A 19,000-nucleotide genomic window follows, 5' to 3' on the forward strand; every position below is an offset into this window, starting at 1 on the left:
CGGGCGGCTTTGCCGCACGTGCGCGGCGACCGTACCGTGGACCAACCCAGAAGGAGACGCACCGTGACCACCACCGACAAGCCGTACGGCGCCGATCACTTCGGATTCGACACCGATCAGGTGCACGCGGGCGAGATCATCGGTGACGGTTTCGGTGCGCGGATCACACCGATCAACCTGACCGCGGGTTTCGTCTTCGACTCGTTCGACCATGCCAAGGCACGGTTTGAGGGCGACGACGGGGCCTGGGTGTACACCCGCAACAGCAACCCGACGAACGCCGTGGTCGAGTCTCGCCTGACCGCGCTCGAGCATGGCGTCGACAGCATCGTGGTGGGCAGCGGACAGGCGGCGATCACCGTCGCGATGCTCGCCATTCTGAAGGCAGGCGACCACTTTCTTGCCACGCGCAGCCTGTACGAGGGAACGAAGACACTCTTCCGCGACAACTTCGGCCGGTTCGGCATCGAGGTCGAATTCATCGACGACCCCCACGACCTGGCCGAGTGGCAGCGCAAGCTGCGCCCGACCACCCGCGCCGTGTACTCCGAGGCGATCCCGAACCCAAAGAACGATCTGATCGACTTCGAACTGGTGGCCGGCTTCGCGGAGCAGGCCGGGCTGCCGTTCATCATCGACAGCACCGCCGCGACGCCGTATCTGCTGCGCCCGCTCGACCATGGCGCATCGGTCGTCGTGCACTCTGCGAGCAAGTTCCTCACGGGTCACGGCGCATCGCTGGCCGGGGTCATCGTCGATGGCGGCAGCTTCGACTGGGGCCGCTACCCGCAGAAGTTCCCGCAGTTCTCCACGCCCGCGGCCGATGGCAGCACCTACGTCTCTCGCTTCGGCGCCGAAGCATTCACCGCCTATGCACGGTCGATCATCGCGGCCAGGCTCGGTCCGGTGCTGTCGCCGTTCAACGCGTTCCTGCTGCTGCAGGGTCTCGAGACCCTGTCACTGCGGGTCGAGCGCCACTCGCGCAACGCTCTCGCCCTGGCGACATGGCTTGAACGGCAGCCCGAGGTGGTCTCCGTCGACTACTCGGGACTGGCATCCAGCCCGCACCATGCCCTGGCCGAACGATATCTGCCGAAGGGTGCTGGCTCGGTGTTCGGTTTCACGCTCGCCGGTGGTCAGGATGCCGCTCGCACCGTGATCGACGCCGTCGAGCTGTTCACCCGGATGACCCACCTGGGCGATGTGCGCTCGATGATCCTGCATCCGGCAACGACCTCGCACGCGCAGCTCAGCGCCGCCGACCGCGCGCGTCAGGGCATCGACGACGGCCTGGTGCGACTCTCGGTGGGAATCGAAGACGAGGCGGATCTCATCGCCGACCTGGACCACGCCTTCTCGGTGCTGCGCTCATCGCAGCCGGCGCTCGCCGCTACGCGCTGAGGTCGATTTCGCCACTCAGGTCGATCCCGGCTCGCTGCTCCAGCAGCTTCGCGACCAACAGTTCTCCGTCGACCGGTCCGAACGTCGCGAGCGCCTCGCGGTGCAGCCCGGCGACCAGGGTGGACAGCGCGAACGGCGTGCTGGCCGTCTCGGCGAGCGCCGCGAGAGTGTCCAGCTCTTCCACGCAGCGGTCGAGGCCGAACGTTTCCGCGTAATCGCCGGCGAGCAGCCGGTCGAGATGCGTGGTCATGAAGCTGCTTCCCCCGGCACTCCGCGGCAGGATGTCGCGCATCGCCCCGAGCGTCAGCCCGAGTTTCACCCCCAGCAGCAGCGCCTCGGTCACCGCCACCGCCTGCCCGAACCAGAGCAGGTTCGCCAGCAGCTTGACGATCTGGCCGTCCTGCGGGCGCTCGCCTGCTCGTTCGATGCGGGATGCGATGGTCTCGAGCAGCGGACGTAGGCTCTCGACATCCGTCTCCGCACCGCCGACGAACAGGGTCAGCGAGCCCGCCTGAGCCTCGGCCGGGCCTCCGCCCATCGGCGCCCCGACGCTGCGGATGCCCGCGGCCGCAAGCCGTTCGGAGAGCGCAGGGTCACCGCTCGTCAGGTCGAGCCAGATCGCGCCGGGCGCCATGGCCGCGAGCAGGTCGGGCATGACAGCTGCCGTCTCGCCGCGGCCGGGAAGCACCGTGATCAGGACGTCGACGGATGCCGCGAGCTCGCGCGCGCTGCCCGCCGTGCTGTGCGTGCCGCCCGGTGCTCTCGCAGCTCGGGGGTCGAACCCCGACACCGGCCACCCGGCCGCTGCGAGCCGTGCCGCGATCGGTCCGCCCATCCGTCCGAGTCCGAGCACTCCGATGCTTCGCATGGCTCGACCGTACCCGCCGCTGTCTGCCGGGCCGTGCATCCATTCGGTAAAAAGTGTCGTTATGGCTCACTTATAACGACACTTTCTACCAAGTCGATGGAGTGGTGGCGCGGTTGTGCAGGCACTCCTGCAGAACGGAGGGAGGGCGAAGGCGAGGCGGGTCACTCGGGGGCGGCGAGCAGGGCGATCCGATCGCGCAGGTAGTCCTCGAGCGGGGAGACGCCGTGCGCGCCATCGCCCGGCGCCCAGCGCACGAACAGCACCCCGTCGCGCACCGACAGCGGGCCGGATCCCCTCGCCAGAGCCGCCGCATCGAGTGCGATCGGCGTGAACCCGAGGTTCACGTTCTCTCCCTCCGCGAAGCCACCCCGGGATGCCGCCAACCGCTCCGCGCGCCGTTGGTCGGCCTCGGGCGAGCGGTTCGTCACCCCGCGCAACGGCACGATGGCCCGGGTCACCCTGCCCGTGGCATACAGCGCACCGACGGAACCCAGCAGAAGGACGCCGAGTCGCCAGGCTCTCCCCGCCGGCCGAATGCGGTCGGCGGAACGAAACACCGCGATCCCGCGCCCGAGGGCGATGACGCCGAGGGCTTCGTCCGCCACTCCGCGCTGCGCCAGCTCGGTCGCCGTGCGGGAGAGCAACTCGTGCAGGTGTGCGGCGAGGGCCTCGGCATCCGTCTCGCTCATGGGATTCACGGTACCCGCGAGGCAGCCAGGATGTCCCTCCGGGGGCCAGGGTCCTGGCGAGCACTGGCGCTGATCGCGACACAGGCCTACCGTGACCGCCATGCATCGCGAGAGTCTCCTGCATGACCGCAGGCCACGACATCCGGCTCCCCGTCTGAGTCGGGTGAGTCTGTCGAGGGACTGGGATCGCATCTGGATCCGAGCGAAGCTCGACCGCCCCCTGCCCGCCGGCGCGGCACCGTTGCGCATCTCTCTCCACGTTTCTGGCCGGGGCGAGAACGATCTGTTGGAGTTCGGCATCACCGTGGCGCGCGGCGAACTCCGCCGCTACTTCGTCATCGACCATGGCGCTCCGCACGTGCACGAGCTCGATGGCGACGGCTTCGCGATGGGTGAGACGGTGATCGTGGCCCCCTTCGACGCTCACTGGCTCGCCTCGGTCAGCCCGCCTTTGGAGATCGGCGCGCTGCTCACTTACGATGCGATGACCGACCAAGGCGAAGTACCCGTCAGCGTGCTGAACGAGCTTCGCTGATTCGAGAAGAGGTTCCAGCATGCGCGACAAATATCACGAAATCACGGCAGTGAGCGAAGAGGGTCACGCCGAAGCGAAGTCGGTCGCCACGGCTGGCGACCCTGCCGCCCAGCACTCGGATGTTCCGCCCACCACCGCTTCGGATGTTCCGTTCGACGAGGCTGCCGAGGCCCACGAGCACGGGGCCCTGTAGCGCTATCGCCCCGGCGCCGTAGCCTCAGCCGGTAGGGGTGCCGAACAGGAGCCCGAGCAGGTAGGTGACCGCCGCCGCGCCAAAGCCGATGGCGAGCTGACGCAGCGCTCGCAGCAGTGGCGAACCGCCGGAGAGCACCCCGACGATCGCGCCGGTACCGAGGAGCGCGAGCCCGACCAGGCCCGCCGCGATCAGGATCGCCGGAAGTCCGCCGAGTCCGAAGAAGTACGGGATGATCGGGATGATCGCGCCCGAGGCGAAGAAGCAGAAGCTCGACAGCGCCGCCCCGATGCCGGTGCCGATCGCCTCGTGTTGGTCGTTCTCCTCGGTGACGACCAGACTGTTGTCGGCCAGCACCTCTGCCGCGTGTGTGTCGGCCTCCTCCGGCGTCATGCCGCGCGAACGGTAGACCAGACTCAGTTCGTTGGCGTCGACGTCGAGATGCGGCAGCGCGCGATTGCTTTCGGGGTCGGGCGTCGACGCGTCGAGCAGCTCGCGCTGGGACCGCACCGAGACGTACTCCCCCGCTCCCATCGACAGCGCGCCGGCCAGCAGCCCCGCGATGCCGGTGAGCAGCACGACGTGGGTTGCGACGCCGCTCGCGCTGATGCCGATCGTCAGGGCGAGGTTACTGACCAGCCCGTCGTTGGCGCCGAACACCGCGGCCCGGAAGGTGCCGGACAACCGGTTTCTGCCGCGCGTGGCGAGGCCGCGCAAGACCTCACCGTGAATGCGTTCGTCCGCGGCCATCGCGGCGGTCGCATCCGAATCCGATTCGTACGGCGACCGCGCCTCCGCCCGTTGCGCGAGCGCGAGCACGAAGACCGATCCGAATCGCCGAGCCAGAAACCCGAGCAGCCGGGTGCGGATGTCGCCCTTGCGCGGCTTGCCGAGCTGGTCGCCGAGCAGTTCCCGCCAGTGCTCCTCGTGCCGCCCCTCCGCCTCGGCGAGCGCGAGCAGGATCTCGCGCTCCTCGCCTTCGCGGCGTGCGGCGAGGTCGCGGTACACGGCCGCCTCGGCCTGCTCATCGGCGAGGTACTGGCGCCACCGGCGAAGCTCCGCCCGCGAGGGCTGGCGCGACGAATGAGAAAGTGTGGTGGCCACGGGAATCCTTCCGAGGGCGACCGAGAATGCGGCTGATCAGCCTCTCTTAGAGTACCGGACTCCCCAGGAGAGCGACCATGACTCGTCTGGCTGCAGCCAGCGCAGGCCGTCGCCCGAGTTGAAGGCTTCGGCAGGTGCGGTCATCGGCTCGATGGCGATCGCGGTGGCGAGCCCCTCTGCGCGCGGGAAGATGCGGGTGATGAAGATCTGCAGGTAGGGGAAGTTCTCGTCCTGCCAGAGCTCGACGGTCTGACCGTCGGGCGCGGTGAGGGTGAGGACGCTCTCGCCGCCGTCGAAGGTCAGGTCGGCGAAGGCGTCGTCGAGGGCGAGATCGCCGATCGGGCGGCCGGCGCGGAGATCGAACGGGAGTCCGTCGACGGGAAGTGTCGCGGTGGGGAGGAGGCGGTCATCCGTCTCGATCCAGGAGCGAGCACTGCTGGTGAGCACCACCTCGTCGGTGGGCACATCGCCCACTCGGAAGAAGGGGTGAACGCCCACGGCGACGGGCGCCGGTACGTCGCCGACGTTGCGCAGTTCGTGGGTCACGGTGAGGCCGGTGTCGCTGAGCTCGTAGCGGATTGCCGACCAGATCTCGAAGGGGTACCCGCGGGTCGGGTAGATCGTGAGGCCGAGCGTGATGGCGTTCTCGCTCCGCTCGACCACGGTGTGCGGGCGGTCACGCACCAGCCCGTGGATGGCGTTGTGCTTGTCGGGTTCGGTGAGGTCGAGCTGCTGCTCCTCCCCGTCGAGGTGCCAGATACCGTCGCGGATGCGGTTCGGCCACGGCACGAGCACGCCGCCAGACACGAAGGGCGGAACGACGTCTGCTGCGTAGGGCTCCATCACGTCGACGCCGTCGAAGGTGAGCTGACGGATGGCCGCTCCGACCTCGGTGATGATGGCGGTGGTGGACTGGTGGCGGAGTTCGAACTGCTGTCCGGTCGGGGCGCGCATCCGACCAGCCTAGCGACGCCGCACGGGGCCCTTCGACACGCTCAGGGACCGCCGGTCAGGCCGGGATGACCTGGAGACCGGCCGCCCGGAGGGCTCCGGTATCCGCCTCGGCCACCGTGATCAGCGCGTCGATGTCGGCCAGCGGCGCGACCCGGCTGAGCTGCGCGACGCCGAGCTTGCTGCTGTCGGCGACGACGATGCTGCGGGCTGCTGTGGCGAGCATCCGTCGCTTCACGTCGGCCTCGGGCAGGTTGATGTTGGTGACGCCGGCGGTCGCGTCCACCCCGCTGCAGCCGATGAAGGCGAGGTCGGCGCGGATGTGGTCGAGCACCGCCCCGGCGAGCGGGTCGACCAGCGAGTGCTGCAGCGGGCGCAGAGTGCCGCCCGTGACGACGACCGTGAACCGCGGGATGGCCGGCTCGAGCGCCATGGCGATGTTCAGCGCGTTGGTGATCACCACGACATCGCGCAGGTCGGGGCGCTCCAGCAGGGCTGTCGCCACCGCGGTGGTCGTGGTGCCGACATCCAGCACGATGGCCTGCCCCGACTCGACCAGTGCGGCTGCGGCGACGCCGATGCGGCGCTTCTCGTCGCTGGCGTCATTCAGAGACTGCTCGAAGGTGTTCTCGATTCGCTGGCTCGCGACCGCTCCACCGTGCACCCGCTGCACCTCGAGCGACTCGAGGTCGGCGCGCACGGTGACCTCGGAGACGCCGAACAGCGCACTCAATTCGCTGACCCGGGCGAAGCCCTGGGCGTCGATGTGCTCGAGCATCCGGGCACGTCGAATCGCCGCGGGGGGCGGGGCCGACGTGTCACTCATGTCCGCAAGTTTCGATTATTTGCGTTTTATTGTCAATGCGGGCTAATGTTCTTGCGTTTCCCTCCAGATCGGACAAGTGCACCCATGGGCCAGATCGTCAAACGCGAGACCGTGTTGGCAGACGGACGCGACCTCATCTACTTCGATGACGCGGACACCACACTCGGTGCGGAGCGGAAGGCGGATGCTCGCTCGCTCGATGCCCGCCCCGCCACGGCAACGATGCGGCAAGATCCGCTGACCGGCGAATGGATCTCCATCGCCGCCGCTCGGCAGAACAGGGTCTTCCTCCCGCCGGCCGATCAGGACCCGCTCGCCCCGGCCACGGCGAACAACCCGTCCGAGGTGCCCGACCAGTACGACGTCGCGGTGTTCGAGAACCGCTCCCCCTCGTTCGGCCCCGACCTGTCTGAGCACTACTCGCTCGACGAACTCTCTGCCATCGGCCTCGGGCGCACGCTGCCGTCGATCGGTCGCTGTGAGGTCGTCTGCTTCAGCCCCGAGACACAGGGCTCGTTCGGCAGCCAGAATCGCTCCCGCGCGCGCACGGTGATCGAGGCCTGGGCGGACCGCACCTCGGCGCTCTCAGCGCTGCCGGGCATCCGCCAGGTCTTCCCGTTCGAGAACCGCGGCGAGCAGATCGGCGTCACCCTGCACCACCCGCACGGCCAGATCTACTCCTACCCGTACATCACCCCGCGCACGCAGCGCCTGCTCGACTCGGTTGAGCGCTTCGACGGCGACCTGTTCCAGAGCATCCTCGACTTCGAACGTGGCTCCGAACGGATGCTGCTGGCCGGCAAGCACTGGACCGCCTACGTTCCCTTCGCGGCGCGCTGGCCGATCGAGGTGCACATGCTGCCCAACCGCCACGTGCCGGACTTCGCCGGAACCACCGCCGAGGAGCGCGACGAACTCGCCGGCATGTACCTACGTCTGCTGCGGGCCATCGATGGGCTATACGACACCCCGACGCCGTACATCGCCGCGTGGCACCAGGCACCGGTCGATGTCGGTCGCGACGAGATCCGACTCATGCTGCAGATCACCTCCCCGCGCCGTGCAGCGGACAAACTGAAATACCTGGCCGGCTCCGAAGCGGCAATGGGAGCGTGGATCGGCGACGTGCTCCCCGAACAGACGGCAGCCCGCATCCGCGAGGCCCTCGAGAAAGTGGCAGAACCCTCATGAGCGACATCCGCGACGACACCGCCGAGACCTTCACCACCCTGTTCGGTTACGAGCCGAGTGGGCTGTGGTCTGCGCCCGGCCGAGTCAACCTGATCGGCGAGCACACCGACTACAACCTCGGCTTCGTGCTCCCCTTCGCCATCGACCGTCGCACCATCGTGGCGCTCGGACTTCGGGAGGACGGCATCGCCCGGGTCGCGAGCTCGTTCGCCGAGGAGGCCGTGGAGATCCCGCTCGCCGAGCTCAGCCCCGAGGCCCTCGAAGGTTGGTCGGCCTACCCGCTCGGTGTGGCCTGGGCGCTCGGCCAGCGCGGCGCCGACCTCGCGGCCGTGCCCGGTTTCGACATCTACATCGAGTCGAACGTGCCTGTCGGCGCCGGTCTCTCGTCGTCCGCCGCTATCGAGAGCGCCGTCGCCCTCGCGCTCAGCGACGTCTGGCGGCTCGACTTCGACCGCGAGACCCTCGCCCAGGTCGGCCAGCTCGCCGAAAACAAAGCCGTCGGCGCCCCGACCGGCATCATGGACCAGTCGGCCTCGCTGCTCGGCCAGAAGGACTCGGCCGTGTTCCTCGACTGCCGCAGCCTGGAGTCGCAGGTCATCGACCTGGGCTTCGACCGCGCGGGCCTCGTCGTGCTCATCATGGACACCGGTGTCGCCCACGCGCACTCCACCGGCGGCTACGCGGAGCGCCGCGCATCCTGCGAGCTCGGCGCCAGCCTGCTCGGGGTAGCAAGCCTCCGCGACGTGACCGTCGATGACCTCCCCCGTGCACGCGAGCTGATGGATGACGTCACCTTCCGCCGCGTGCGCCACGTGGTCACCGAGAACCAGCGTGTGCTCGACACGGTCGCGGCGCTCGAGGCCGAAGGTCCGCGCGCGATCGGCGACCTGCTGGATGCCTCGCACATCTCCATGCGTGACGACTTCGAGATCTCGGTGCCGGAGCTCGACCTCGCCGTCGAAACGGCTCAGTCCAACGGTGCGATCGGCGCCAGAATGACCGGAGGCGGCTTCGGCGGCGCGGCCATCGCGCTCGTCGCGAGTGAGGATCTATCACGCGTTCAGGTGGCCATTGACGGCGCTTTCGCAGAACATGCCATGGCTCAGCCTGATACTTTCGTCGTGACCGCCTCGCAGGGCGCGATTCGGGAGCGCTAGGGCGGCGCACAATCTTGTAGGGGAGACACGGTGAGAAGATCACTGGTCGAGACATCCATCGTCGCGGGCGGGATCGCAGCACTGCTTCTTCTCAGCGGATGCAGTAGCTCGGGCACCGCGAAAGCCTCGGGCCCCGCGCCCTCCCAGACGACTACGGCCGCTCCATCGGCGAGTCCGACCGCTGCCGCACCGAAAGACGTGCTGTTCACCATCGCCGCCAACGTGCGCGGTAAAGACGGCGCGACGATCGGCATTCAGATGACCGTGCACAAGGCGGTCGCCTACAACGAGTCCGCGGTGAAGCCGCTGGAAACCGAGTTCATCAAGAGCTGTGGCGCCGGCGTGGGCGGCAATCCGGTGACCACCGACACGCTGGAGCAGAACGGCAGCGTGCTTGTGCCGATCGACATCGCCTCGAGCGTGACCGGCAAACCCTTCGTCTCGCCGGTGCAGCTCGCGCTCGGCAGCCCCTACTTCGGGCAGGCCGCCAGTGGTAAGGGCATCACACCCACCGATTCGACCCAGCCCTGCTACGGCGGCTACAACTGGGCGACCGCAGGCACGGCGCACGCCGTCGCCGACTTCGAGAGCGGCAGCCCCGCCCCCGATCCCAAGCTCTGGCGTTACGCCTTCTACGGCTTCGGCGTCGCCTATGAGTCCGATGCGACGATCGAGGCGTGCAAGATCACCCTCACCGATCTGGCGACCTCGGAGGACGTGGCATCGGTAGACGGCTGGGACCCGAAGGCGCCCCAGAGCGGCACCTCCTGCGGCATCGGTTACACCGGCGAGTAGTCCCCCACTCAGCGAGCCCGGCTACAGCCGCTCGGCGGCCTCGACCACGTTGCTCATGAGCATGGCGCGGGTCATCGGGCCGACGCCCCCGGGAACCGGCGACAGGAAGCCAGCGACCTCGGCCACCGACGGGTCGACGTCGCCGATCAGCTTCGCCTTGCCGGTGTCGGGGTTAATCACGCGCGTGATGCCCACGTCGAGCACCGCAGCACCGGGCTTCACCCAGTCTGGCTTGATCAGACCGGGCACGCCGACCGCCGCCACGACGATGTCGGCTTGGCGCACGACATCCTGAAGGTTCTGCGTGCGGGAGTGCGCCAGTGTGACTGTGGCGTCGAGACCTTTGCGGGTGAGCAGCAGCCCGAGAGGGCGACCGACGGTGAGCCCGCGGCCGATAACCACAACATGCTGCCCGGCGATTGGAACGTCGTAGCGCTGCAGCAGCTCGACCAGGCCGGCCGGAGTGCACGGCAGCGGTGAGTCGAGCTCGCCATGCACGCCCAGCACGAGACGCCCGAGGTTGGTCGGGTGCAAGCCGTCAGCATCCTTCGCCGGGTCCATCAGCTCGAGCATCGCGTTCTCGTTGATGCCAGCCGGCAACGGCAGCTGGATGATGTAGCCGGTAACCGCCGGGTTGGCGTTCAGCTCGAGAATGGCGTTTCGCACCTCGGCCTCGGTCGCCGCCGCCGGGAGATCGACGCGAACCGACTCGATGCCGAGTTCGAGCGAATCCTTGTGCTTACCCCCGACGTAGGAGTGCGAGCCCGGGTCGTCGCCGACGAGCAGGGTACCGAGACCGGGGTAGATACCCCGAGCCTTCAGAGCGGCGATGCGGTCGACGAGTTCCGAGCGCACGGTGGCCGCGGTGGCGACCCCGTCGATCTTGACTGCGGTCATGGTGATCTCCTCAAAAGTTAACCGCCGGATGTGCAGTTGTCGGGCCCTGTCGCGGCCTACTCAACCAGCGGATGTGCAGTGGCTAGGCCCAGGTGCCGGGAGACGTGAGACCCGGGTAGAGCGGGTAGCCGTCGGTGAGCTTCAGCACACGGGCACGGAGAGCCGCGACATCCGGAGTCGGCTTCAGCGCCGTCGCGATGATGTCGGCGACCTCGGTGAACTCCTCGTCGCCGAAGCCGCGGGTGGCGAGCGCCGCCGTGCCGATGCGCACGCCGGAAGGGGTCATCGCCGGACGTGGGTCGAACGGAACCGCGTTGCGGTTCACGGTGATCCCGACCTCGTGCAGGATGTCTTCCGCCTGTTGTCCGTCGATCGCCGCGGTGCGGAGGTCGACGAGCACCAGGTGCACCTCGGTGCCTCCGGTCAGCACGTCGATACCGGCGGCCTTGGCGTCGGGGGCGGTGAGGCGCTCGGCCAGGATCTGTGCGCCGCGCACGGTGCGCTCCTGACGGTCCTTGAATTCCGGCTCGCCGGCGAGTTTGAACGCCGTCGCCTTGGCGGCGATGACGTGCATCAGCGGTCCGCCCTGCTGGCCCGGGAACACGGCCGAATTGAGCTTCTTGGCGAGCTCTGTGTCGCGGCTGATGATGAAGCCGGAGCGCGGACCGGCGAGAGTCTTGTGCGCGGTGCTGGAGACGACATCCGCGTACGGCACCGGCGAGGGGTGCAGCCCGGTGGCGACGAGTCCGGCGAAGTGCGCCATGTCGACCCAGAGCTTGGCGCCGACCTCGTCGGCGATGGAGCGGAATGCCTCGAAGTCGAGCTGGCGGCTGTAGGCAGACCAGCCGGCGATCAACACGGTCGGGCGGTATTCGAGCGCCTTCTCGCGCACGACGTCCATGTCGACGCGGAAGGTCTCCGGGTCGACGCCGTATGCCGTGGCGTTGTAGAGCTTGCCCGAGAAGTTGAGCTTCATGCCGTGCGTGAGGTGCCCACCGTGGGCGAGCTCGAGCCCGAGGATCGTGTCGCCCGGGGTGGCGATCGCGGCCAGCACTGCCGCGTTGGCGGTGGCTCCGGAGTGCGGCTGCACGTTGGCGTACTCGGCGCCGAACAGCTTCTTGACCCGGTCGATGGCGAGGTTCTCAGCGATGTCGACGAACTCGCACCCGCCGTAGTAGCGGCGGCCGGGGTAGCCCTCCGCGTACTTGTTGGTGAGCACTGAGCCCTGCGACTCGAGCACCGCGCGCGCGACGAAGTTCTCGCTGGCGATCATCTCGAGGGTGCCGCGCTGGCGACCGAGTTCGAGCTCGAGCGCTTCGGCGATCTCGGGGTCGACGGTCGACAGCGGATCGGTGAAAGTGGAGGGGAGGGAGGATGGCACTGGCGAACTCCTTTGACACGACCGGACAGGGATAACGGTATCCGGTTCGGCCCAGGCGAACGGCCGAACTCGTAGTCAGTCGCTCCCCGATGGTCACCCATCTCAACGCCAGTTGCGACCTGCCCAGCCTAGCAGCGGCGGTTCATGACGTCACCGAGGTTGGTTTGCCCGGGTATCCCGTCCGCCAACAGGCTGAGATCGCCGAATCGTCCACCAACAGGACAGATTCGGGAGTGTGGCGGCCCGCATCATGTTGCCTGCAGCCCGGACAAGCAGCCGGGCCCTGGCCGCCAACGCCTACTCCTGCGCCGAGAACTGAAAGTGCAGGCGGAAGTGCGCCGGGTCGAGCAGGCTGTCGACGCGCTCCACCAGCTCGCCGACCGCGTTGCGGGTGATGCAGCGTGACCAGAGGAACGGAGCGAGGGGCGCACGGTCGAGCACCCGGGCATCCGCCTCCTCCAGCAGCCGGGTTTCGACCCACTGGTCGCCGGTCGCCGCGACCAGGCCGCAGTCGAGCAGCATGCGGGTGAGAGAGCCGGATGCCCGCCCCGCATCGACCGCGTCGAGCACGGCCGGCAGAGCGGGCACCCGCGACTGCTCGAAGGAGATGACCGCGCCGCCGACGATGCGGCGCAAGCGATCGATGGCGACGAACTCCGGTGAGCCCTCGCCGAGCTCTTTCGCCAGCTCCGGATCGGTCACCGGCGCCGCCCGCAGAACGAGAACCTCGGTCGCCAGGCCCTGCGCCTCGAGCGCGCGCGCCCAGCCCAGCCGCACATTCAGCGGCCGTCCGTCGTAGGCCACGAACGAGCCCTTGCCCGAGCGCGTGCTGATCAATCCGGCGCGGGCGAGTTCGGCCAGCGCCGCCCGAACGGTGTTGCGGCTCACGGCGAAGCGCTCCGCGAGAGTGGTCTCCCCGGGCAGTTGCTGCCCCTGCTCGACCTCGCCCCCGCGGATCTCCGCCGCGAGCACGCGCGCGATCTGCTCGTGTTTGCGGCCCGAGATGCGACTGAGCGCCACGACTACGAGAGCACCGCGCTCGAGTCGGTGATCTCGATCAGCGGTCCGTATAGCGCCATCACATCGAGGGCGCGCTGGTGATCGAGGGCGCTGAGCCCCGCGCAGCCGTCGGCTACGATCTTCACGGCTACCCCGGCATCCGCTGCGGCGAGCGCGGTCGACAGCACGCAGCAATCGGTGGACACGCCGACGAGCACCATGGTCGCGTCCTCCCCGATCAGCGCGGCGAGGTCGGGACCCCACTTGCCGAAGGTCGTCTCGGTGACCACCGGATGTCCGCCGCTCGCGAATGCCGGCATCAGGTCGTAGAGCGGCGCATCCGCCGGCACCAGCGCGAAGGGCCACTGCTCGTAGTATGCGACCCAGGCGCCGCGGGGCTCCGTCGGAGCGACGAACCGGGTGAAAACGACCCGGTCGCCGTAGTGCTCGACGAGTCGGGCGACGGTCGGCTCGATCTGCGGGTAGCCGGGCGTGAACCACTCACTCCCTGGGTCGCCGAACACCACCTGCATGTCGATGACGACGAGCCACTCGTTACTCACGGAAGGCATCCACGGCGTCGCGCACAGCTTCCGCCTGCACGGGAATGGCCTCCTGGCGCCGGATCGCCTCACGGCCGAAGATCAGAATCCCGAAGAAGCCGATCAGCAGCGACAGCAGCACCCCGAGGTTGGCGTATGCCCACGGCCCGGTGCGGCCGCCGAGTCCGAACGGCTCCAGCAGGTAGCCCTGCCAGTTGAGCCACTCCGGCACCCCGTAGGAGTTGGTGATGAGGCCCCAGCCGAGTGCCGTGCCGACCACGATCAGCAGGATCGGCAGCCAGCGAACATCGCCGTAACGACCCCGAGTCGTGTACAGGTCGGCCTCCGCGTACTGCTTCTTGCGCAGGATGACGTCGGCGATCATGATTCCGCACCAGGCGGCCACCGGCGTTCCGAGGGTGACCAAGAAGGCCTGGAACGGCGCGATGAAGCTGGTCGCGAAGAAGACGACGACCACGGCCCCGACGATCATCACGATGCCATCGATTCCGGCGGCCGCGGCGCGCGGTATCTTGATGCCCGCGCTGAGCAGGGCGAGCCCCGAGGAGTAGATGTCGAGCACGGCACCACCGACCAGGCCGAGCACCGCCACCAGGGCGAACGGGATGAGGAACCAGACCGGCAAAATCTGCGTCAGCGCGCCGATCGGGTCGGCGCCGATCGCGCCGCTGAGCTTGGTCGAGGATCCGGCCAGCAGCAGTCCGAACACCAGCAGCACCACCGGGGCCAGCGAGGCGCCGAACGCCGTCCAGCCGACCACGCCCGAGCTGCGGGCGCTCCGGGGCAGGTAGCGCGAGTAGTCGGCCGCGGCGTTGACCCAGCCGAGGCCAAATCCGGTCATCACGAAGACCAGGGCTCCGATCATCGCCTGCGGATTGCCGGCCGGGAGTGCGCCGACGATCGCGAGATCGATGTGCGGCAGCGCCAGGATGATGTAGATGACGGTGAGCACCGCGGTGACGATCGTGATCCAGAACTGCAATTTGATGATGAAGTCGAAGCCGATGACCCCGGCGGCGACGATGAGGGCCGCGACGACGATCAGCGCGACGATCTTCGTCGCGACCCCGCCATCCCACCCCAGCTCGGTGAAGACGGTGGAGGTCGCCAGCACGGCCAGCGACGTGAGCGCCGTCTCCCAGCCGACGGTGAGCACCCACGAGAGCACTGCCGGCACCCGGTTGCCACGCACCCCGAAGGTGGCCCGGCTGAGCACCATCGTGGGCGCCGAGCCCCGCTTACCGGCCAGCGCGATGATGCCACAGAGCACGAAGGAGACGACGATGCCGATGATGCCTACCAGCGTCGCCTGCCAGAACGAGATGCCGAAACCGAGCACGAACGAGCCGTAGCCGATGCCGAGCACGGAGACGTTGGCTCCGAACCAGGGCCAGAACAGGCTGCGGGCTCGCCCCTTCCGCTCCGACTCGGCGATGGTGTTAATGCCGTTGGTCTCGACGCCTCGCTGCGGGGCGATCTGACGCTCGGTGCTGGTCACGGGTTCCTCCTGGAGCGGTAGTGAACTTGTTCAGACCTGTTCAGTCGTGGGCGTCACGATACTGCTGTCGGATTGAGCCTGTCAACGATTTCTAGTGACTCCGCCTAGTGCCGCTGGCCGCGCGCTCGCAGCCAGGCGTCGCTGACCAGGCTGAAGACGAGGGCGACGCCGAGGAAGATCAGGTCGGCCAGCGGCAACGCGCCGTATCCCGAGCGATCGAGGATCAGCCCGCCAACGAGCGCGCCCGTTCCGATGGCCAGGTTGAACGAGGTGGTGAATAGCGCCGCGGCCAGGTCACGCAGGCGCGCCGAGGCGGTGTGCAGCATCCGGGTCTGCAGCATGGCCGGCAGCCCGCCGAAGGCGATGCCCCAGACGACGAGCGCCCCGATCACGACGATCGGCGAGTGCGAGAAGAAGACGAACACGAGCACCGGGATGACCGCGACCGCGGCCGTGACCACGAAACCGAACCGCGGCGCGCGGTCGGCAACGACCCCCGCCAGCGCGAGGCCGATGGCACCCGCCCCGCCGAACAGAAACAGCAGCGGCGCCACCGCGGACTCGTCGAAACCGACCTCGTGAATCAACCACGGCGCGATGTAGGTATAGAAGATGTAGTGGCCCATCATGATCACGATGATCACGATGCAGAGCACGATCACGCCCGGCAGGCTGCGGTCGCGGTTCATCGGTACGGCGATCTCGCCGGTCTTCAGCTGCACCCGATGATCGACGGCCGGCAGATAACGGATGACCAGCACCGACAGCACCACGATGATCACGGCGAGCGCGGCGAACGCCAACCTCCACCCGAAGGCGTGGCCGAGCGCGGTTCCGAGCGGCACCCCCAACACGAACGCCGCCGTTCCGCCGCCGCTGGTGATGGCGACCGCGCGGCCGATCTGATGCTTAGGCACCAGGTGGGCGGCGTACGCGCCGACGACGGCCCAGAACAGGCCGTGGGCGAGGCCACCGAGAACGCGGGCGACGACCAGCACCCCGTAGTTCGGCGCAAGCGCGGCCAGCACGCCGGAGGCGGCGATCACCAGCAGCACCACTACCACCAGACTCTTGCGCGAGAAGTTGCGGGTGAGAGCCGCGAGCGGGGTGGTGGAGAGCACGACCGTTCCCGCGAAGATCGTCACGAGCAGGCCGACCTGAGAGGCAGAGACCTTCAGCTCGCCGGCGATGTCGGGCAGCAGGCCGGTCGGCAGAAACTCGCTCGTCACCGAGACGAAGATGGAGCAGGCCAGCACGAGCAGGCCGACCCAGGGGAAGTTGTTGCGGGTAGAAATGGGCGCGGTCACAGCGGTAAATCCTTCGAAAGTGGGTGTGGGTCGCAGCGCCGCCCGCGGGCCACCGCCGACGCGGCAACGACAAGGAGAATACTCTGGATGCCGTGACCCCACCTGGCCCGACCACTCCCACAAACGGCTCCACGACCCACTGGGTACTGACCATCGTCTGTGCCGACCGCCCTGGCATCGTGCACGCGGTCAGCGGAGCCATCGTCGAGTCCGGCGGCAACATCACCGAATCGCAGCAGTTCTCGAGCGACGACACCGGCACGTTCTTCATGCGGCTGCAGGTGCAGTCGGCGGTCGACCGCGCAGCCTTCGAACTGCATCTGGCACCGGTTGTTGCCCGCTACGGCATGGATCTGACGCTGGATGTCGTCGGCCGCCCCATGCGCACGCTCGTTCTGGTCTCCACCGCCGCCCATTGCCTGAACGACCTGCTGTTTCGGGAGCGCGCGGGGCAGCTTCCCCTCGAGATGCCGCTGGTGCTCAGCAATCATCCGCAGCTCTCCGGGCTCGCCGAGTTCTACGGCGTGCCCTTCGAATCGCGTGCGGTCACCTCGCCAGAACAGAAGGCGGAGTTCGAGGCGCGGGTGCTGGATGCCGTGGCCGAGTTCGACATCGAATTGGTCGTGCTCGCCCGGTACATGCAGATCCTCTCCCCCGAACTCTGCGACGCGCTGGCCGGTCGCGCCATCAACATCCATCACTCCTTCCTGCCCGGGTTTAAGGGCGCGAACCCGTACCGCCAGGCGCACGCACGCGGGGTGAAGCTCATCGGCGCGACCGCGCATTTCGTCACGAGCGACCTCGACGAGGGTCCGATCATCGAGCAGAACGTCGTGCGCGTCGATCACTCCCGCACGCCCGCCGAACTGATGGCGATCGGGCAGGACGAGGAGTCGCGCACCCTCACCCAGGCGGTCACCTGGTTCGCCGAGCACCGGGTTCTGCGCGACGGCGCCCGAACGATCATCTTCAAGTAGTCACCATGAAGCTCACGCCGAATCTCGTGCTGCGCTTCGCGCTGGAGCTGTTCGCCCTGTACTCACTCGGCTACTGGGGCTACATCTCCTGGCCGTTCCCTCTTCCCGGGGTGTACTTCATGATCGGGGTCCCGCTGTTCGCCGCGATCATCTGGGGAGTATTCCGGTCGCCCAAAGCGGTTATCCCGCTCGACCCGGTCGGTCGCGCGCTGGTCGAGATCTTCGTCATGGGTGCAGCCGCATTCGCCTGGGTCAGCGAAGGCAATTGGCCGATCGGCCTGGCCTTCGGAGCCGTCGCCACGATCAGCGGAGTGATCAATGGGCGCGCGGAGATCACCCACGAACGTGAGGCCGACTAGCTACGCTGGCGATGTGACCACGTCTGAGCCCATCGCCGTTGAACCCGACACCACGCGCATCCTGTTTTATGGGGCACGCAAGCTCGACGCGAACGGCCAGGTCGACGACTTCTGGATGCTCGTGCAGGGCGACAGCATCATGGCGACGGGGGTGGGTCCGCAGCATCCGCGATCCGACCGCACGGTTGACGTGGCCGGGCGCTGGCTGGTGCCCGGATTCATCGACCTGCACAGCCACGGCGGCGGCGGGCACTCGCACGAGGAGACCGTTGACGACATCGCCGTCGCCCTCGCCACCCATCGCGCCCACGGCACCACCCGCTCGGTCCTGAGCCTGGTCGCCAACCCGATGAATCAGCTGATCGCGAGCCTCGGGGTGATCGCCGACCTCGCACACCGTGACCCGCTGGTGCTCGGTTCCCATCTGGAGGGTCCATTCCTCTCGCGCGATAAGCATGGCGCGCACAACCCCGCCTACCTCCGCGAGCCGTTCACCTACGACGTCGAAGAACTCATCGGCGCTGCCCGCGGCACCCTGCGGCACATCACCGTCGCTCCCGAACTGCCGAACGCCCTCGAGGCCATCGACGTGTTGGTCGAAAACGAGGTGACGGTATCCATCGGGCACACCGAGGCGACCTTCGAGCAGACGACGGAGGCGTTCGACCGGGGCGCGCGCATCCTCACTCACGCCTTCAATGCGATGCCGGGCATCCACCACCGTGCGCCGGGCCCTGTCGTGGCGGCCTTCGACGACGAGCGGGTCACCATCGAGCTGGTGCTCGACGGCGTTCACGTGCATCCCGCGGTCGCCGCGATGACCTTCGCTGCGGCTCCCGGACGCGTCGCCCTCATCACCGATGCGATGGCAGCGGCCGGCGCCAGCGATGGAGACTACCGCCTGGGCAGCCTCAACGTCTCGGTGCGCGAGGGCCGTGCTCTGCTCTCCGGCACGTCGACGATCGCCGGCTCGACCCTGACTCAGGATGTCGCGCTCCGCTGTGCGGTCGAGAGCACCGGCATCCCGGCTCGGGACGCGGTCGCGGCCCTCACTCTCGTGCCGGCCCGGGCTCTCGGCCTGGAACGCCGCCACGGACTGCTCTCCCCCGGCTTCGCCGCGGACGCCGTGCTACTCGACCACGACTGGCGAGTCGAGTCGGTCTGGGCCGCCGGCGCCCTCATCCTGTAGAAACTCGCTGGTTGAGTAGCGCCCGAGCGGGCGAGGACGCGTATCGAAACCCACCACGCAGCAGGCCGCGATACGCGTCCAGGCGCGGGCGCGCGGGCGCGACTCGCGCCCCCAACACTG

General features: G+C 68.2%; 20 protein-coding genes and 1 riboswitch. Of the genes, 9 read left to right on the top strand and 11 right to left on the bottom strand.

Annotated elements, in window-relative coordinates; translation table 11 throughout:
- Nucleotides 1-63: 63 nt before the first annotated feature.
- The gene (locus tag IV501_RS11605; protein ID WP_200556501.1) at nucleotides 64-1,401 is read left to right on the top strand and encodes an O-acetylhomoserine aminocarboxypropyltransferase/cysteine synthase family protein; all 1,338 of its coding nucleotides are present in this window, start codon (nucleotides 64-66) and stop codon (nucleotides 1,399-1,401) included.
- Here IV501_RS11605 and IV501_RS11610 read toward each other — a convergent pair.
- Together IV501_RS11610 and IV501_RS11615 are read right to left on the bottom strand one after the other, a co-directional pair.
- Nucleotides 1,391-2,308, bottom strand: coding sequence for an NAD(P)-dependent oxidoreductase (locus IV501_RS11610; protein WP_267910443.1), 918 nt, complete (start codon nucleotides 2,306-2,308; stop codon nucleotides 1,391-1,393). The two genes, IV501_RS11605 and IV501_RS11610, sit on opposite strands and share 11 nt — an antisense overlap.
- 122 nt (nucleotides 2,309-2,430) lie before the next feature.
- Nucleotides 2,431-2,958 carry a hypothetical protein gene (locus tag IV501_RS11615; protein WP_200556503.1) on the bottom strand — a complete coding sequence of 176 codons (528 nt, stop codon included), beginning with the start codon at nucleotides 2,956-2,958 and terminating at the stop codon, nucleotides 2,431-2,433.
- A 163-nt stretch (nucleotides 2,959-3,121) separates the two neighbouring features.
- On the opposite strand from IV501_RS11615, the gene IV501_RS11620 reads away from it, so the two are divergent.
- Nucleotides 3,122-3,493: a hypothetical protein gene (locus IV501_RS11620; protein ID WP_200556504.1), complete on the top strand. Its 372-nt coding sequence runs from the start codon at nucleotides 3,122-3,124 to the stop codon at nucleotides 3,491-3,493.
- A 19-nt stretch (nucleotides 3,494-3,512) separates the two neighbouring features.
- Nucleotides 3,513-3,686, top strand: coding sequence for a hypothetical protein (locus IV501_RS11625; RefSeq protein ID WP_200556505.1), 174 nt, complete (start codon nucleotides 3,513-3,515; stop codon nucleotides 3,684-3,686).
- 24 nt (nucleotides 3,687-3,710) lie between these two features.
- Here the strand turns inward: IV501_RS11625 and IV501_RS11630 are convergent, their stop codons facing one another.
- Genes IV501_RS11630 through IV501_RS11640 form a run of 3 tightly spaced genes read right to left on the bottom strand, consistent with a single transcriptional unit; the run spans nucleotide 3,711 to nucleotide 6,567 of the window.
- Nucleotides 3,711-4,790 carry a VIT1/CCC1 transporter family protein gene (locus IV501_RS11630; protein ID WP_307812265.1) on the bottom strand — a complete coding sequence of 360 codons (1,080 nt, stop codon included), beginning with the start codon at nucleotides 4,788-4,790 and terminating at the stop codon, nucleotides 3,711-3,713.
- A 36-nt stretch (nucleotides 4,791-4,826) separates the two neighbouring features.
- Nucleotides 4,827-5,744: an aldose 1-epimerase family protein gene (locus IV501_RS11635; protein ID WP_200556506.1), complete on the bottom strand. Its 918-nt coding sequence runs from the start codon at nucleotides 5,742-5,744 to the stop codon at nucleotides 4,827-4,829.
- Nucleotides 5,745-5,799: 55 nt separating this feature from the next.
- Nucleotides 5,800-6,567: a DeoR/GlpR family DNA-binding transcription regulator gene (locus IV501_RS11640; protein WP_200556507.1), complete on the bottom strand. Its 768-nt coding sequence runs from the start codon at nucleotides 6,565-6,567 to the stop codon at nucleotides 5,800-5,802.
- An 84-nt stretch (nucleotides 6,568-6,651) separates the two neighbouring features.
- On the opposite strand from IV501_RS11640, the gene IV501_RS11645 reads away from it, so the two are divergent.
- From IV501_RS11645 to IV501_RS11655, 3 genes are read left to right on the top strand one after another with little or no spacing between them, the layout of a single operon-like run.
- Nucleotides 6,652-7,758 carry a galactose-1-phosphate uridylyltransferase gene (locus IV501_RS11645; protein ID WP_200556508.1) on the top strand — a complete coding sequence of 369 codons (1,107 nt, stop codon included), beginning with the start codon at nucleotides 6,652-6,654 and terminating at the stop codon, nucleotides 7,756-7,758.
- Nucleotides 7,755-8,915 (top strand): galactokinase, encoded by a 1,161-nt coding sequence (gene galK, locus IV501_RS11650; RefSeq protein ID WP_200556509.1) that lies wholly within the window; start codon nucleotides 7,755-7,757, stop codon nucleotides 8,913-8,915. The genes IV501_RS11645 and galK overlap by 4 nt, the downstream gene beginning before the upstream one ends.
- A gap of 30 nt (nucleotides 8,916-8,945) precedes the next feature.
- On the top strand, nucleotides 8,946-9,710 hold the full coding sequence (locus IV501_RS11655) for a hypothetical protein (protein WP_200556510.1): 765 nt from the start codon (nucleotides 8,946-8,948) through the stop codon (nucleotides 9,708-9,710).
- A 21-nt stretch (nucleotides 9,711-9,731) separates the two neighbouring features.
- On the opposite strand, the gene IV501_RS11660 is transcribed toward IV501_RS11655, so the two are convergent.
- The 6 genes from IV501_RS11660 to IV501_RS11685 form a co-directional block, all read right to left on the bottom strand.
- Entirely contained in the window at nucleotides 9,732-10,607 is an 876-nt protein-coding gene (locus IV501_RS11660) for a bifunctional methylenetetrahydrofolate dehydrogenase/methenyltetrahydrofolate cyclohydrolase (RefSeq protein WP_200556511.1), read from the bottom strand.
- An 82-nt stretch (nucleotides 10,608-10,689) separates the two neighbouring features.
- On the bottom strand, nucleotides 10,690-11,988 hold the full coding sequence (gene glyA / locus IV501_RS11665) for a serine hydroxymethyltransferase (protein WP_200556512.1): 1,299 nt from the start codon (nucleotides 11,986-11,988) through the stop codon (nucleotides 10,690-10,692).
- 42 nt (nucleotides 11,989-12,030) lie between these two features.
- Nucleotides 12,031-12,114, bottom strand: a riboswitch (ZMP/ZTP riboswitch).
- A 171-nt stretch (nucleotides 12,115-12,285) separates the two neighbouring features.
- Nucleotides 12,286-13,008, bottom strand: a complete 723-nt coding sequence (locus tag IV501_RS11670; protein ID WP_200556513.1) for a GntR family transcriptional regulator — start codon at nucleotides 13,006-13,008, stop codon at nucleotides 12,286-12,288.
- Nucleotides 13,009-13,010: 2 nt separating this feature from the next.
- The gene (locus IV501_RS11675) at nucleotides 13,011-13,550 is read right to left on the bottom strand and encodes a cysteine hydrolase family protein (RefSeq protein WP_200556514.1); all 540 of its coding nucleotides are present in this window, start codon (nucleotides 13,548-13,550) and stop codon (nucleotides 13,011-13,013) included.
- Nucleotides 13,543-15,048 carry a purine-cytosine permease family protein gene (locus IV501_RS11680; RefSeq protein ID WP_307812266.1) on the bottom strand — a complete coding sequence of 502 codons (1,506 nt, stop codon included), beginning with the start codon at nucleotides 15,046-15,048 and terminating at the stop codon, nucleotides 13,543-13,545. Before IV501_RS11680 ends, IV501_RS11675 begins: the two co-directional genes overlap by 8 nt.
- A gap of 104 nt (nucleotides 15,049-15,152) precedes the next feature.
- Entirely contained in the window at nucleotides 15,153-16,355 is a 1,203-nt protein-coding gene (locus IV501_RS11685; protein WP_200556515.1) for an MFS transporter, read from the bottom strand.
- A 92-nt stretch (nucleotides 16,356-16,447) separates the two neighbouring features.
- Here IV501_RS11685 and purU point away from each other — a divergent pair, with 92 nt between their 5' ends.
- From purU to nagA, 3 genes are read left to right on the top strand one after another with little or no spacing between them, the layout of a single operon-like run.
- A complete protein-coding gene (gene purU, locus IV501_RS11690; RefSeq protein WP_200556516.1) occupies nucleotides 16,448-17,332 on the top strand; it encodes a formyltetrahydrofolate deformylase in 885 nt (294 codons plus the stop codon).
- A 5-nt stretch (nucleotides 17,333-17,337) separates the two neighbouring features.
- Nucleotides 17,338-17,691, top strand: coding sequence for a YrdB family protein (locus IV501_RS11695; RefSeq protein WP_200556517.1), 354 nt, complete (start codon nucleotides 17,338-17,340; stop codon nucleotides 17,689-17,691).
- A 13-nt stretch (nucleotides 17,692-17,704) separates the two neighbouring features.
- A complete protein-coding gene (gene nagA, locus IV501_RS11700) occupies nucleotides 17,705-18,880 on the top strand; it encodes an N-acetylglucosamine-6-phosphate deacetylase (protein ID WP_307812267.1) in 1,176 nt (391 codons plus the stop codon).
- Nucleotides 18,881-19,000 lie beyond the last annotated feature (120 nt).

Origin of the sequence: Lacisediminihabitans changchengi, from assembly GCF_016634425.1 — a bacterium.
GTDB lineage: Bacteria > Actinomycetota > Actinomycetes > Actinomycetales > Microbacteriaceae > Lacisediminihabitans > Lacisediminihabitans changchengi.